The 13,713-nt window shown below is 57.4% G+C and carries 14 protein-coding genes and 1 other RNA gene; 5 read left to right on the top strand and 10 right to left on the bottom strand.

Annotation, left to right across the window (positions count from 1 at the left end):
• The first annotated feature begins 46 nt into the window (after positions 1–46).
• Complete coding sequence (locus tag ADJ24_RS13150) at positions 47–514, top strand: YlaC family protein (RefSeq protein ID WP_023310598.1); 468 nt, start codon at positions 47–49, stop codon at positions 512–514.
• Here ADJ24_RS13150 and ADJ24_RS13145 read toward each other — a convergent pair.
• The gene (locus tag ADJ24_RS13145; RefSeq protein ID WP_023310597.1) at positions 486–1,946 is read right to left on the bottom strand and encodes a PLP-dependent aminotransferase family protein; all 1,461 of its coding nucleotides are present in this window, start codon (positions 1,944–1,946) and stop codon (positions 486–488) included. The genes ADJ24_RS13150 and ADJ24_RS13145 overlap by 29 nt on opposite strands.
• Positions 1,947–2,047: 101 nt before the next feature.
• Between ADJ24_RS13145 and ADJ24_RS13140 the strand changes: the two genes are divergently transcribed.
• Positions 2,048–2,758 (top strand): GNAT family N-acetyltransferase, encoded by a 711-nt coding sequence (locus tag ADJ24_RS13140; protein ID WP_023310596.1) that lies wholly within the window; start codon positions 2,048–2,050, stop codon positions 2,756–2,758.
• Here ADJ24_RS13140 and ykgO read toward each other — a convergent pair.
• Entirely contained in the window at positions 2,755–2,895 is a 141-nt protein-coding gene (gene ykgO, locus ADJ24_RS23565) for a type B 50S ribosomal protein L36 (RefSeq protein WP_003859006.1), read from the bottom strand. The two genes, ADJ24_RS13140 and ykgO, sit on opposite strands and share 4 nt — an antisense overlap.
• A 2-nt stretch (positions 2,896–2,897) precedes the next feature.
• Positions 2,898–3,158 (bottom strand): type B 50S ribosomal protein L31, encoded by a 261-nt coding sequence (locus tag ADJ24_RS13135; protein WP_010428154.1) that lies wholly within the window; start codon positions 3,156–3,158, stop codon positions 2,898–2,900.
• Between the two features lie 219 nt (positions 3,159–3,377).
• Here ADJ24_RS13135 and ADJ24_RS13130 point away from each other — a divergent pair, with 219 nt between their 5' ends.
• Positions 3,378–4,943, top strand: a complete 1,566-nt coding sequence (locus tag ADJ24_RS13130; RefSeq protein WP_023310595.1) for an EAL domain-containing protein — start codon at positions 3,378–3,380, stop codon at positions 4,941–4,943.
• On the opposite strand, the gene ADJ24_RS13125 is transcribed toward ADJ24_RS13130, so the two are convergent.
• Positions 4,936–5,208 carry a metal-sensing transcriptional repressor gene (locus ADJ24_RS13125; RefSeq protein ID WP_023310594.1) on the bottom strand — a complete coding sequence of 91 codons (273 nt, stop codon included), beginning with the start codon at positions 5,206–5,208 and terminating at the stop codon, positions 4,936–4,938. The two genes, ADJ24_RS13130 and ADJ24_RS13125, sit on opposite strands and share 8 nt — an antisense overlap.
• A 134-nt stretch (positions 5,209–5,342) precedes the next feature.
• On the opposite strand from ADJ24_RS13125, the gene ADJ24_RS13120 reads away from it, so the two are divergent.
• Positions 5,343–6,176, top strand: a complete 834-nt coding sequence (locus ADJ24_RS13120; RefSeq protein ID WP_023310593.1) for a nickel/cobalt efflux protein RcnA — start codon at positions 5,343–5,345, stop codon at positions 6,174–6,176.
• A 39-nt stretch (positions 6,177–6,215) separates the two neighbouring features.
• Here the strand turns inward: ADJ24_RS13120 and ADJ24_RS13115 are convergent, their stop codons facing one another.
• The 3 genes from ADJ24_RS13115 to ADJ24_RS13105 form a co-directional block, all read right to left on the bottom strand.
• On the bottom strand, positions 6,216–9,305 hold the full coding sequence (locus tag ADJ24_RS13115) for a beta-galactosidase (protein ID WP_023310592.1): 3,090 nt from the start codon (positions 9,303–9,305) through the stop codon (positions 6,216–6,218).
• A gap of 102 nt (positions 9,306–9,407) precedes the next feature.
• Positions 9,408–10,478, bottom strand: coding sequence for a LacI family DNA-binding transcriptional regulator (locus tag ADJ24_RS13110; RefSeq protein ID WP_023310591.1), 1,071 nt, complete (start codon positions 10,476–10,478; stop codon positions 9,408–9,410).
• 77 nt (positions 10,479–10,555) lie between these two features.
• On the bottom strand, positions 10,556–11,167 hold the full coding sequence (locus ADJ24_RS13105; RefSeq protein WP_023310590.1) for a YczE/YyaS/YitT family protein: 612 nt from the start codon (positions 11,165–11,167) through the stop codon (positions 10,556–10,558).
• Positions 11,168–11,253: 86 nt separating this feature from the next.
• On the opposite strand from ADJ24_RS13105, the gene ADJ24_RS13100 reads away from it, so the two are divergent.
• Positions 11,254–12,675: a PLP-dependent aminotransferase family protein gene (locus ADJ24_RS13100; RefSeq protein WP_023310589.1), complete on the top strand. Its 1,422-nt coding sequence runs from the start codon at positions 11,254–11,256 to the stop codon at positions 12,673–12,675.
• Between the two features lie 81 nt (positions 12,676–12,756).
• Here ADJ24_RS13100 and ADJ24_RS13095 read toward each other — a convergent pair whose 3' ends face one another.
• From ADJ24_RS13095 to ffs, 3 genes are all read right to left on the bottom strand, one after another.
• On the bottom strand, positions 12,757–12,972 hold the full coding sequence (locus ADJ24_RS13095; RefSeq protein ID WP_023310588.1) for a hypothetical protein: 216 nt from the start codon (positions 12,970–12,972) through the stop codon (positions 12,757–12,759).
• Positions 12,969–13,220, bottom strand: a complete 252-nt coding sequence (locus tag ADJ24_RS13090; RefSeq protein WP_023310587.1) for a hypothetical protein — start codon at positions 13,218–13,220, stop codon at positions 12,969–12,971. The genes ADJ24_RS13095 and ADJ24_RS13090 overlap by 4 nt, the downstream gene beginning before the upstream one ends.
• A 260-nt stretch (positions 13,221–13,480) precedes the next feature.
• An RNA gene (gene ffs, locus ADJ24_RS23745) (signal recognition particle sRNA small type) lies at positions 13,481–13,577 on the bottom strand.
• Positions 13,578–13,713: the final 136 nt, after the last annotated feature.

The raw sequence follows: 13,713 nt of genomic DNA, 5'->3' as shown, positions 1-13,713 counted from the left end.
AAAATTGGCAGACACCCTGTATTGTCAACTCTCATGAAGGCAAAAAATGACCGAGATACAGCGCCTGCTTACCGCCACCATCGACGATCTCAACCTCCGCGAAAAGCGCGACAATCGCCCGCGCTTTAGCATTAGCTTTATTCGCAAACATCCTGGACTGTTTGTCGCCATGTATGCCGCGTGGCTGGCGACGCTGATTGTGATGCTGAAGTCCGAAACGCTGGTGGACTCCGTCTGGCTGCTGGTTGTACTGTTTGTCGTCTTTAACGCCTTTTTCTTTTTCGACGTGAATCCGCGCTACCGTTACGAAGATATCGACGTGCTCGATTTTCGGGTCTGCTATAACGGCGAATGGTACAACACGCGTTACGTGCCAGAAGAGCTGATCGAAAACATTATGCACTCTCCGGCGGTTGAAGCCGGGCAAAAAGAGAAGCTGCAGAAAATGGTCTCCACCAAAGGCCAGCTCTCTTTCTATGATGTTTTTACCCTTTCCCGCCCTGCTGCTGCGTAATTAACGCCTGCAGGCGTCGGATCCCCGGCGCAAACTGAGAAGCAGAGGTATTGCCGTAACCTAAAACCAGACCGGTTTGCCCCTGCTTCACCTCCAGGTAGTACCCGCTCAGCGCAGCGGGTGCCAGCTGAAACGCCCTCGCCTGCTCCACCAGCCTCTGGTCGTCAATACTGTCTATCGCCAGCGCCAGATGCATTCCCCCTTCGCCTGCCAGAATGCGGTGCGGAGAATAAAGCTCTGCGCACAGCACCTCACGCAGCTGGCGGTAGCGCTTACGGTAGAGCCTACGCATGGCGGCAAGATGACGGGCGTAATGACCTTCTTCAATAAACAGCGCCAGGGTACGCTGCTCTGCACGATGCCCCCCGCGCAACAGCGAGCCGATGGCCGGGCGAGCCGCTTTCGCCAGCGCTGGCGGTAACACCATGAACCCCATTCTGAGCGATGGAAAAAGCGTTTTACTGAACGTACCCAGATACACAACGGGCGCATTATTGACCATTCCCAGCATCGCCGGTACGGGCTCACCGGCATAGCGGAACTCGCTGTCGTAATCGTCTTCAATGATCCACGCGTTGTGCTGCCGGGCCATCTCCAGCAGCGCCAGCCGCCGCCGCGCGCTGAGCACGCTACCGTAAGGGAACTGATGCGAAGGTGAGGTAAAAATCAGTGAAGGAGCGGGCGCATCCAGCCCTTCCCAGCACATTCCCTCGTCATCTACCGGTATTCCCGTCATTGCCAGGCCGGTTTTAACAAACGCACTCTTTGCCCCGCTATAGCCGGGGTTTTCTACCCAGGCGACATCGCCAGGCTCGCTTAACAGCATTGTGCAGAGGTTGACGCCCTCAAGCGCTCCTTCGGTTATCACTATCTGGCTGGCGTCGCAGTCGATACCGCGAGACAGGGCGAGATGCCGGGCAATCGCGGCCCGCAGCGACGGCTCGCCGGCCGGGTCGCCATAGCCTAACAGGGCACTCCCCTCCTCGCGCAGGACGCGATCGTACAATCGCCGCCACAGCGGCAAGGGGAAATAGTTAATAGCAGGCGTTCCCGGCGTAAACGCCATCACCGGGGTGTCGCGCGGCACGGGCGCGGACAGCAGGGCGACCCGTTTTGTCAGCCTGACGTCAGGATCCGGCAATGCCCGGGCAATCGTACGATGAGCGAATTGCCCCACCCGCGTACCCTGACGGTTACGCAGCAAATAGCCTTCGAGCGTGAGCTGGTCCAGCGCCGCATTGACGGTGTTTCGGGAAACCGAGATCTGCTGCGCCAGCGTTCGCGAACCGGGCAGCTGGCTGCCGGACCGAAGCCTTCCGCCCAGTATGGCCTCCCGCAAAGCGAGATAGAGCGCGCGCTGGAGCGTCTCTTGCCCACGCTTTTTCAGCGCAGCATGGAGCAAAGCGTAAAGCTCATCACCCGGTATATTCATCTTCCCTCCTTGTGGTACCAGAAAAACATAGCCTGGTGGTTCTTTTTAAGGAACCAGCAATTCACTAATCTGGAGATCTTATCAACGTCACGGAAATAAAGATGAATACATTCAATGCGTTTGGGCAGCCCGTAGGTGAAGCCCTTATCGACTGGCAGCCTCGTCAGCACCCGTCCCGGGTGGTCCTTCAGGGTCACTATTGTCGGCTTGAGCCGCTGCGCGTGGAGCATGCCCACGCGTTGTTCTCCGCCTATTCCCTGGCCGAAGATACCCGCAGCTGGACATGGCTGCTGCGTGAACCCGATGCCACCGCAGAGGAGTTTGCCGAATGGGTGGCGAGCGTAAGTGAGTTATCCGATCCCATCCACTTTACCGTTATGGATAACCGGACCCAGTCTCCTGTCGGTACGCTGTCCCTGATGCGGATCGATCCTAAAAACGGCGTCGTGGAAGTGGGGCACGTTCACTTCTCTCCTCTGTTAAGCCGCACGCCAGGGTCGACAGAAGCGCAGTATCTGCTGATGCGGTACGTGTTCGATACCCTGGGGTACCGGCGCTATGAGTGGAAGTGCAATAGCCTGAACGAGCCTTCCCGCAAAGCGGCGCTGCGTCTGGGCTTTCAGTTTGAGGGACGCTTTCGTCAGGCACTGGTCATAAAAGGCCGTAACCGGGATACCGACTGGTTTTCGATTCTCGACAAAGAGTGGCCGGCGCTGGCTAACGCCTTTGAAAGCTGGCTTGCCACCGACAATTTTACTGCCGATGGCAAACAGAAAAGATCCCTGGAAAGCTGGCGAGAAACGCGCGTTTAGCGTCTTTTTTTACGTCCCTGAACCGCCTTAAAGCGCGGATTAGATTTGCAAATCACGTATAAGCGTCCCTTGCGTTTGACTATCTGGCAATCCGGGTGACGCTGCTTTGCACTGCGTAATGAGTTAAGTACCTGCATGGTTAGCCCCGCTTCGCATTGAGAAAACCGCCAAAACGCTTGCGGAAGCGCGCTGCGCTGCCGTCCGTGGAGAACGTTTTCTGCTTACCGGTATAAAACGGGTGCGATTTTGAAGAAACCTCGATGGTGATGTACGGATACGTTTCACCGTCGAGTTCAATTTCGCGGTCGGTTTTAATGGTTGAGCCGACTTTAAAGTATTCATTAGCGCTAGTGTCGTGGAATACCACGGTGCGATAGGCTGGGTGGATATCGGGTTTCATCGTAAATCCTTTATGTTTTGTTATAACATAACAAAATAATATCCAGGCGAGGTTGAAAAAACAACCCCTCTCTTCTGACGATAATTTCTCGTTTGCCCGAGATAAAATGAAAACCATGTCAACCTCGTGCTATAACTATATCATTTCGCGGTAAAATCTTTCTCTTCAGGCAGGGAACTCAATGCCCAGGAACGGGTATACGAGGAAGGACACGACAGCATGAAAACCCGACATCTGGTCAGTCTGGTGACTGGCGTACTTATCTTTTCTGTGCTGGTCCCCATCTGCCTGAGCATCTGGCTGGCCCATCGCCAGGCGGAAGATAAATTCGCCGATGCGCTGGATAACTATGCCTCACGCGTGCTGGTACGTACCGACAGGGTTGTGGATCAGGCAAAAGAAGCACTCGATCACCTGCAGGCCTTTGAGGGAGTGCCGTGTAGCCCCTTGCAATTGCGGGAAATGCGCCGGGTCGCTTTCTCGTGGCGATATGTCCAGGAAGTGATTTATATCGACAACCTTCGACCGCTCTGCTCCTCCCTGGAGCAAACCAGCCATGCGGCCCCTTTCCCCCCTCCGATGCGTATTACCGAAGATGGTTACAGCGCGTGGCTGACCACGCAAAACGATCTTGGGTTTAACCGCTACATGACGGTGCTGGGAAAAGGCCACTACCTTGTCATGATCGATCCTGCCTCGCTGGTGGACGTGATCCCTTTCGGCGAGATAGCGATTGATGCCGCCCTGGTAGGAAGCACAACGCACCGCATATTCGCCAGCAGCAGTAAGCTTGATTCTCACATCCGCGACATGGTTCAGGAGCACGGTGTGAAAAGCGTGCAGTACAACGGTTCAATGTACGTCATGAAGTCTGTACCTGAGCTTGGATTTACCGTCGTCGCATGGGCAACGCTCAAACCGATCGCTGAAACCTGGCACCGGCAGCTTCTTTTCTGGTTACCGTTCGGCATGTTGATAAGCCTGCTCGCCGCACTGTTTGTCCTGCGGATCCTGCGGCGTATCCAGTCGCCGCGCAATCGCCTGCTGGATGCCATTCACAGCAGGGATTTTGTAGTCCACTATCAGCCCATCGTGGCGCTCTGTAGCGGAAAAATCGTGGGCGCAGAAGCGCTGACGCGCTGGCCCCAGTCGGACGGAAGTAGCCTCTCGCCGGATATTTTTGTCCCCCTTGCCGAGCAAACGGGGCTTATTTCGCAGCTGACGCAGCTCGTCATCGAAAAGGTGTTTGAAGATATGGGCCACTGGCTACAACGCTATCCGGATCAGCATATCTCCATTAACCTCGCCCCTGCCGATTTAACCTCCGGCATCCTGCCGCCTCTGCTGAGTCAGCTCCTGAACAAGTGGCAAATCCATCCCCGACAAATCGCCCTTGAGCTCACCGAGCGCGGCTTTGCCGATCCCAAAATTAGCGCACCGGCTATCGCCGCATTCCGTCGTTCGGGCCACCCTGTCTATATTGATGATTTTGGCACGGGCTATTCCAGCCTGAGCTATCTGCAGGATCTGGACGTCGACACGCTAAAAATTGATAAATCGTTCGTGGATGCATTGGAGTATAAAAACGTGACGCCGCACATCATTGAAATAGCGAAGTCGCTGAAGCTGGCGATGGTAGCGGAGGGCGTCGAAACCGCAGGACAGCTCGCCTGGCTTCACCGCCACGGCGTGCAGTACGGTCAGGGATGGTTTTACAGTAAAGCGCTGCCGAAGACGGAATTTATTCTTTGGGCAGAAAATAACCTCGGCATGCATTCTACTTAAGATAGGATTTCATCACCCGCAACACCACGCCAAGATCGGCTTCACGCTGCGCTTCTTCAGGCTCTTTCACCACATGATCGGTTAAATGCCCTTCGATCACCTGCATCATCATGCCATTGACCGCCCCGCGGATCGCCGCCAGCTGCTGTAACACCTCGGCGCATTCGTGATCGCTGTTGAGCATTTTTTCCAGCGCGGTGCTCTGCCCCTGAATTTTCTTCAGGCGAGTCAGTAACATCTTCTTGTCGCGAACGGTATGTGACATCTCTGTATTCCTTATTTTTTGGCTTTTAAAGCATATCACGCTCTACTCCCCCTGAGTATTTTTCTACTGGGGGGTAGTATTAAGCTACTGGGGGGGAGTAGTATCTCCGCACGCTTTCCACTCCGGAATTTCCCATGACCGATTTTGCTTCACTTCTTCAGCAGGGCAATGCCTGGCTGTTTGTTCCCAGCGCTATCCTGCTCGGTGCGCTACATGGCCTGGAACCGGGCCATTCAAAAACAATGATGGCCGCCTTTATTGTTGCCATCCGCGGCACGCTGAAACAGGCGGTGTTGCTCGGCCTGGCGGCCACGCTCTCCCATACGGCGGTGGTCTGGCTCGTTGCGATGGCGGGATTATGGTTTGGTCGTGGCTGGGATGCGCACACGTCCGAACCCTGGTTCCAGCTGATCTCCGGAGTGCTGATCGTTGCGATCGCCCTGTGGATGGCGTGGCGAACCTGGAAAGAGAGCCAGCCGCACGATCATCATCACGACCACGATCACCACCACCATGACCATGACCATGACCATGACCACCATCATGATCATCATCATCACCACGAACACTCGCTGGTTGAAGAAGAGTGGCAGGACGCCCACCAGCGCGCTCACGCGCAGGATATTAACCGGCGCTTCAGCGGTCAAAATGTCACCACAGGACAGATCGTGATGTTTGGCCTGACCGGCGGGCTTATCCCCTGTCCGGCGTCCATCACCGTGCTGCTGATCTGCCTTCAGCTGAAGCATTTCGCCCTCGGCGCGACGCTGGTGTTCAGCTTCAGTATTGGTCTGGCGTTAACGTTGGTCGCTTCCGGCGCGATTGCCGCCTTAAGCCTCAAGCACGCGACCAAACGCTGGCCCGGGTTTAGCGAATTCTCCCGTAAAGCGCCGTGGATCTCCGCTGCGCTGATTACCGTAGTAGGGATTTACATGAGCCTGCATGGCCTGAGCGGCATTCTGGCGTAAGACTGCGGCCACGCTCTGTGGCCGCATCTTCATGGTCAGTTAAGGGTTCTGCTGCCAGCTGAAGGTATAGCGAAGCTGGCGTGTCTGCAGGAGGAATTCCGGCGAGACGCTGGGGCTCCAGGAGTCGTCGCCGCCCACGCCCATATGGAACGCATCGAGATTGAACCAGCATCCCGGCTCTTCCCGCAGCAGGTGATGATGGGTGGTCTCACGCAGCTGCTGCTGGCCGTAGCGGCTCACCGAGAAATGGAACCGGCCGTTCAGCTGATGCGTTCCCACCACAAGCTCCCGGGTATCGCAGCGCAAACCATTTTCCGTCGGGAAGATATACGGCGTGTGCATGTCTGCGAGAGGTAATGTCCAGCGACCCTGCTGCGCCGCCAGCTTTCTGTCCGGGTAGTTTTCATGCGGCCCCAGCCCCAGCCAGTGAACGTTTTCCGGCGTTTCGGCAAGATGAACGCTCAGGCCAACGCGCGCGGGTTCAGGGATATCAGATGCCATATCGACCTGAATATCGCCATGCAGAACGCCCCGATCGTCCACCCGCCAGACTTTACGGCTCATGAACAAGGCTTTGCCGCGATACTCAAGCGCGTGCTGGGTTGTGACCACCACGTCGCCTGCGTGCTGCTGCGCCTCACAGTGCAGAACGCGCGAGGTGAGATCGTACATGCCCGCCGCTTTCCAGCGTTCAACCCAGGCGTTCGGATCGATCTGCGTCGCTTCACTCACGCCAATGTCGTTATCCAGCGGCGCGCGGCTGACGTTGTCCGTCAGAGGTGAAAGGAGCGTTTCAACGCCGTTTCGCCACCACTGGGACAGGTTTCCGGTTGCGCAATCGAACTGCCAGCGCTGTTGACGATGGGCGATCTCCAGGATGCGATCGGTTTGCGTTAACACTGGAGGCTCGCCCGCCGGGACTGGCGGAGCAAGAAAGAGCGGAGCCGGAAGCGGCCACTGCTCCCACGCGCAGCGATGGTCTGCCGGCGACCACGGCGTTGCCCGCGGCTGGCGTACCTCAACGTTCAGCCAGACCTCACCCGGCCCGGCGTTCAGCTCTGGCAGGTCAATCTCCAGACGCTGGGCGCCTTCAGGCGCCATCGAGAGCGTCACCTCGCCCGCGGCCAGCACGTCCCCGTCCCGGGCAATCGTCCAGTTCAGCACTTCGTTATCGGTGTGGCGGAACAGATAGCCACTTTGCACCTCAATCACCAGCGGAGAGGTGCTGACCCGCGTAAAGGTAAAGAACTGCTGGGCGCGCTGCGCCTCGTACAGCGCCGGGTGCGGCGTGCGATCGGGGAACACCAGCCCGTTAAGACAGAACTGCCGATCGTTCGGCTTATCGCCGAAGTCTCCGCCGTAGGCCCAGAACGCGTTGCCTCTTTCGTCCCGTTTCGTCAGGGCCTGATCGACCCAGTCCCAGACAAACCCGCCCTGCAGGCGAGGATGGCTGCGAAACGCTTCCCAGTATTTCGCGAATCCGCCAAAGCTATTTCCCATCGCGTGAGCGTATTCACAGAGGATCAGCGGGCGCGTTTCGTCCGGCATGCCGATCCATTTCTTGATTGACCATTTAGGCACAGCCGGGAAGGGCTGATCCCGATCGACCCGGGCGTACATCGGACAGACAATATCGGTCGCCGCCGTGTTCGCGCCGCCGCCTTCATACTGCACCGGACGCGTAGGATCGGTGGTTTTCAGCCAGCGGTACAGCGCATCGTGATTCGCGCCGTGGCCCGACTCATTGCCCAGGGACCAGATGATAATCGCGGGATGATTACGATCGCGCTGCACCATGCGGGTCACGCGCTCGCTCATGGCGGGCAGCCAGCGCGGATCGTCAGCAAGGCGGCTCATCGGCACCATGCCGTGCGTTTCGATATTGGCTTCGTCAACGACGTACAGCCCGTAGCGGTCGCAAAGCCGGTACCACATGGGATGGTTCGGGTAGTGCGAGCAGCGCACGGCGTTGAAGTTGTGCTGCTTCATGATTTCGATATCGCGGCGCATGGTCGCTTCGTCCATCACCTGGCCATTTTCCGGGTGATGCTCGTGCCGGTTAACCCCGCGGATCAGCAGCGGTTTACCGTTAAGCTTCAGCAGGCCATTGCTAATCTCAACGCGGCGGAAGCCCACGTCGCACGCCTCAACCTCCAGCACCTCACCCTGCGGGTTAAGAAGCGCAATCGTCAGGCGATACAGTTCTGGCGTTTCAGCGCTCCAGAGCGCGGGCTGGTCAACGGGGATCGCCGCCGTTAAGCGCTCTGCCCAGCTGCCGCGCTCGTCGACGATGGCCGATCCTGGACGCCGGGAAACGCTGGCGCATTTTTCACCCGTGCGCCACAGGGTCATGACCACCTCGCCGTCTGCAAAGCCAGCGCCTGCCAGCGCGACATCCACCTTCAGCACCGCACGGTCCAGCTCCGCATTCAGGTCCGTCACCACGTGATAATCGGCAATCTGCGTATCGGGTTTATGCAGCAAGGTCACATCGCGGAAGATGCCGCTCATGCGCCACATGTCCTGATCTTCCAGATAGCTGCCGTCGCACCAGCGCAATACCATGACCGCCAGGCGGTTCTGCCCGGGGCGTAATGCCGCCGAGAGGTCAAATTCAGCGGGCAATCGGCTGTCCTGGGAATAGCCCATCCACTGACCGTTGCACCAGAGATGGAACGCCGAGTTCACGCCGTCGAAGATGATGCGGGTCTGCCCGCTCTGAAGCCAGGCATCATCCACCTCAAATGTGAGCGAGTAACAACCGGTCGGGTTTTCCTGCGGCACGAAAGGCGGGTTAACGGGAATGGGATAGGTGACATTGGTATAGATGGGCGTGTCGAACCCCTGCATCTGCCAGTTAGACGGCACGGGCATCGCAACGGCATCTGCGCAATCTTCGGTTACCCATGCCTGAGGAACCCGCTCCGGCGCAGAAAAATAGCTAAACCGCCATAGCCCGTTGAGAGAGTGCCTGCTGGCGGATCCAGCGTCCTCTCTGGCAGAGGGCTCATTGCGCCAGCTGTGCAACGGCGCGTGTGCGGCCAGACGATTCCACTGGGTGACGCCAGGATTTTCCCAGTCCCGACGGGCCAGAATGGCGCTGAGGGTCAGCGGTGAAGTGGTGGACATAGTAACCTCTTTGCGAAGCGCTCACAATTTTGGTTAACATGCCCTGGCACCAGGCAACGGTAAAGCGTTCAATCGCGGGGTAGCGAGTCCGATCACAAAGTTTTATTTGCGGGCAATCTGCTCGGCAAGCAGTGCCAGGCTTCTGAGCTGCTGCGCCAGATCCTCGCGTTCGGCCTGCTTAGGGTTGCGCCGCGCGCTGGAATGACGAGTAACCAGCGTCACCGGCAGCTGAACCTGCCGGCACGCTTCGCCCCCGGAAGGTGCCAGCAGCCACTCCACGCTGCGTTCGCCCGCCTCGCGAAACGCCTGACGAATGGTCGTCAGCGGCGGGGAGAACCAGGCGCTGTCGGCCGTATCGTCAAACCCAACCACCGAAAGCTGGCCAGGGATCGCGATACCTTTTTCCGCGCAGGCGCGCATCACCCCGAGCGCCATCTGATCGTTCGCCACCAGAATCGCGTCCGGTAATGCCGCCCCCGACAGCAGCACGTGTCCCTTCTCATAACCGCTGGCCGCGCTCCAGTCACCGTAGGCCACAGCCGCCGCGTTAAGACCCGCCTGCGCCAGCGTCGCTTTCCAGCCCGCCAGGCGCGCCCGCGCAGAGACCGAGCTTTCCGGCCCGCTCAGCAGGGCAATGCGCTGGTGCCCCAGCGAAAGCAGATGCTCAACGCCCAGACGCGCCCCCTGCTCCGCGTTAAACACGAGGCTGTTTACCCGCGCTGAGGGCGCCACATCGAGGAACAGCACCGGGACGGGTGACGCCAGCGCCCCGAGCTCTTCGGCGAGTGGATCGTCAAGCGGCACATTCACCAGCAGCGCGTCTACCCGCTGTGCCAGCAGCGTCTGAAGCGCGGCCTGACACTGCCGGGGTTGCTCCACCATGGAAATCAGGACGCTCGCCCCCTGTTCCGCCGCACGCGATTTGACCGCCGACACAATTTGCGAAGGCGCGTGCAGGGCCAGGTCGGTGGTGATGAGGCCCAGCGTACGGGTGCGTTTCCCCGCCAGCTGCTGCGCCCGAAGGTTAGGAACGTAGTGCAGCTCCGCCATCGCCTGCTGCACCTTTTCTCGCGTGCGGGCAGACACATGTTCCGCGTCGTTAATGACGCGGGAAACGGTCTGATAAGAAACCCCTGCAAGGAGGGCGACATCATAGAGAGTGATTGCTTTCATGCTTTCTGGCATCGCGATTTTCGAAGCGTCTATTCTGGCACAGCGACGCCGTTAAAACATGTGAGCGCTTCGCAAAATTAAACAACCCGCTCCGGCTGGGGTATTTCCGCAATGCGTGGCTTCTGGCGGAACCAGGGCAGACAGAGCTGGATAAGCGGGCCAATGGTCAGAGCATACAGTACGGTTCCCACCCCAAACGTGCCGCCAAGCACGCACCCAATCAGCAGAACGGACACTTCAATTGAGGTACGCACGCTGCGAATGGACCACCCCAGCCGGGCGTGAATGCCTGTCATCAGGCCGTCGCGCGGGCCAGGCCCGAAACCGGCCCCGATGTACATGCTGGTCGCAATCGCGTTCATCACGATGCCCGACACCAGGAAAGCGATTCTAACGGGTAACGAATCCAGTTCCGGGATAAGCGCCATACTGGCGTCCGCCGCCAGACCGATACAAATCACGTTGCTGATCGTGCCAAGGCCCGGCATCTGGCGCAGCGGGATCCACAGCAGCAGCACCGCAGCGCCGGTCACAATGATTACCGTCCCGATAGTCATCCCCAGCTGCATCCCCACCCCGAGGTGAAACACATCCCAGGGATCGACACCCAAATCGGAACGAATAAACATCGCGGTGGAAAGGCCATACAGTCCTAAACCGACATAGAGTTGTAGCAGACGACGTACCATTTTTATCTTCTCCAGTGAACCGGGCTTTCATCCTGACCTAAAATGGCACTATGATTAATGTCCAGTTTTCAAATAGTGGACTGCATATGTCATCACGTCGTTTCGGAAGTCAGTCTCTGGTACGCCTTTTAGGCCACTGGCAGCAAACCTCATCCCGCACCCCGCTCTGGCGACAGCTGGCCGACGCGCTGCGTTTGTTAATCCTCGATGGACGTCTGGCTTTGAATACGCGTCTACCGGGCGAGCGTGAGCTGGCCTCCGCGCTGGACGTGAGCCGAACCACCGTCAGCAGCGCCCTCGCCCACCTGCGTGAAGAAGGGTACCTTGAAAGCCGCCACGGCAGCGGGTCACGGGTCATTCTCCCTGACACGCGCGCCGTTCCTACCCTTTCAGCGGCGAGCGCCGCACTGGATCTCTCCACTGCCGCCCTGAATGCCGGGCCGGAGATCCATCAGGCTTATACCCATGCGCTCACGGCCATTACCCCGCATCTCTCGCTGACGGGCTACGATCAGCTTGGGCTGCCGACGCTGCGGGAGGCCATCGCTGCGCGCTACACCGCGCGGGGTCTTCCCACCCGCGCAGATGAAGTGATGGTGGTCAATGGTGCCGTCAGCGGCTTTGCGCTGGTACTGCGGATGATGACCGGGCCGGGGGACCGCGTCGTGGTCGATCATCCCACCTATCCGCTGGCGATTGCCGCCATTCAGGGGGCGCAATGTCGGCCAGTCGGGGTGTCGCTGCCGGAAACCGGCTGGGATACGGATGGCTTTGCCGCAACGCTTGCCCAGACGGCGCCGCGCCTGGCCTACCTGATGCCAGATTTTCATAATCCGACCGGGCGCTGTATGGATATCGCCACCCGTCAGGCCATCACGGATATTGCAGCCCAAACCCGCACGGCGCTGGTGGTGGATGAAACGATGGTGGATCTCTGGTTTGATGCGCCTCCCCCGCCGCCGCTGGCCGCCTTTAACCCGCAGGCCACCGTCATCACCTTAGGCTCTGCCGGTAAAAGCTTCTGGGGCGGGCTGCGTCTCGGCTGGATCCGTGCCTCATCGCGCATCATCGCTACCCTTGCCCAGACGCGGGATACTCTGGATTTAGGCTCGCCGCTGCTGGAACAGCTGGCAATGCAGTGGCTCATTAACAACAGCGAGACGTTTCTGCCCGCCCGTCGGAAGATGCTGGCAGAACGGCGCGATCGCTGTGGTGACCTGCTGCGCGAACATTTCCCGGAGTGGAAATTCCACGAGGCGGAAGGCGGGCTCTCTTACTGGATAGAGCTCCCGGGCATGCTGGCGACACAGCTTGCCGCACGGGCAGAAATAATCGGGATTAACCTGGGAACCGGGACGCGATTTGGTTTATCAGGGGCGTTTGACCGCTATTTACGTATGCCCTTCTCGCTGGAATCGACAGAGCTTGAGCAGGCGTTACTGAGGATCAAACCGTTATGGCTCGCCCTGAATAAAAACGTGCCATCGTTAAAACGCAGCGTGATCTAATATTAAAATATTTGAAGCAGATCATAAAATAAAAACTGCTGACTGTAACATATGCAGTCAGCAGTTTTCACTGGTCAAGGTTTAATGCTGAGGTGGAATAGGAAAGCCTTTTAGTGAAATAACGAAGTTATCACCGTCTTTCTTTATTTTTGCACCGGTATCACACCAGTCAGACGCAATACGAAAGAACTCATCGCTTCCAACATTCCAGCCAAGACGTACATGCTTCACGTAGCCTGAACGCAACAGATCGCAGGCCTCGTTGTAGTCACTGGCGGTTGACAGTTGTTGTTTCATTTTCTCTTCTTCAGAAGTTTACGTAGAGCCTTGATTTCTTTAGGAGTAAAAGGAGAAACACTCTCTTCTTCCGTATGCTGATTATCAATATCCTCTTCCGATACTCCCGCCTCTTCTACTGCTTCGAACGCCAGCAGCAGCAGTTTCTCTGTCGTCACGCTTAAATTCTCGTTATTGACTTCCGCATAGTGGCGAAGTCTTTCTTTTAGCGCGTCATCAATCTTAACGTTTAATACCGCTGTAGCCATGTTTGTCACTTCCCTTCGGAATAAGTACTTTATTTAATACACGAACTTAACAATGTTATCCAGATATATATTTTTTTGAGTTATGGAAGAAAATAACCGTCCGATTATAAAATGACAGTCTATTATTACAGGTTTATGACAATAATATTTCATTGCAATGAAATATATATTACACAATATAGACGTAGTTTTATTGTGGAGAAATGATGTAAGGGAGAGGTGAAGCAGAAGAATCTTATGAGGCCACAAATGGGTGGGGGCCCTGCCAGCTACATCCCGGCACACACGTCGTCTGCCCTGGCTGCTTCCTTCCGGACCTGACCTGGTGAACAGAGTAGCGTTGCGGGAGAACCAACAGAGCCCCCATTGAGAGCGTTGATAACCAACGCGCTGGCGCATTATCCCTGTGCTAAGACCCAATTGCAAGCGACCAGAAACCGGATGCTGGTTTCTTGCGCAAACAGGCGCAGCAATCATGAAGATCTTCGTTTAC

This window comes from Enterobacter sp. 940_PEND (assembly GCF_001059415.1).
GTDB lineage: Bacteria > Pseudomonadota > Gammaproteobacteria > Enterobacterales > Enterobacteriaceae > Enterobacter > Enterobacter cloacae_M.
Note: the sequence above shows the minus strand (reverse complement) of the source record. Positions and strands in the feature narration are given on the sequence as shown.

Bases quoted from the DNA above. Each gene is read 5' to 3' on its own strand.
- ADJ24_RS13150 (WP_023310598.1), top strand. From the start codon at position 47: ATGACCGAGATACAGCGCCTGCTTACCGCCACCATCGACGATCTCAAC.
- ADJ24_RS13145 (WP_023310597.1), bottom strand. From the start codon at position 1,946: ATGAATATACCGGGTGATGAGCTTTACGCTTTGCTCCATGCTGCGCTG.
- ADJ24_RS13140 (WP_023310596.1), top strand. From the start codon at position 2,048: ATGAATACATTCAATGCGTTTGGGCAGCCCGTAGGTGAAGCCCTTATC.
- ykgO (WP_003859006.1), bottom strand. From the start codon at position 2,895: ATGCAGGTACTTAACTCATTACGCAGTGCAAAGCAGCGTCACCCGGAT.
- ADJ24_RS13135 (WP_010428154.1), bottom strand. From the start codon at position 3,158: ATGAAACCCGATATCCACCCAGCCTATCGCACCGTGGTATTCCACGAC.
- ADJ24_RS13130 (WP_023310595.1), top strand. From the start codon at position 3,378: ATGAAAACCCGACATCTGGTCAGTCTGGTGACTGGCGTACTTATCTTT.
- ADJ24_RS13125 (WP_023310594.1), bottom strand. From the start codon at position 5,208: ATGTCACATACCGTTCGCGACAAGAAGATGTTACTGACTCGCCTGAAG.
- ADJ24_RS13120 (WP_023310593.1), top strand. From the start codon at position 5,343: ATGACCGATTTTGCTTCACTTCTTCAGCAGGGCAATGCCTGGCTGTTT.
- ADJ24_RS13115 (WP_023310592.1), bottom strand. From the start codon at position 9,305: ATGTCCACCACTTCACCGCTGACCCTCAGCGCCATTCTGGCCCGTCGG.
- ADJ24_RS13110 (WP_023310591.1), bottom strand. From the start codon at position 10,478: ATGAAAGCAATCACTCTCTATGATGTCGCCCTCCTTGCAGGGGTTTCT.
- ADJ24_RS13105 (WP_023310590.1), bottom strand. From the start codon at position 11,167: ATGGTACGTCGTCTGCTACAACTCTATGTCGGTTTAGGACTGTATGGC.
- ADJ24_RS13100 (WP_023310589.1), top strand. From the start codon at position 11,254: ATGTCATCACGTCGTTTCGGAAGTCAGTCTCTGGTACGCCTTTTAGGC.
- ADJ24_RS13095 (WP_023310588.1), bottom strand. From the start codon at position 12,972: ATGAAACAACAACTGTCAACCGCCAGTGACTACAACGAGGCCTGCGAT.
- ADJ24_RS13090 (WP_023310587.1), bottom strand. From the start codon at position 13,220: ATGGCTACAGCGGTATTAAACGTTAAGATTGATGACGCGCTAAAAGAA.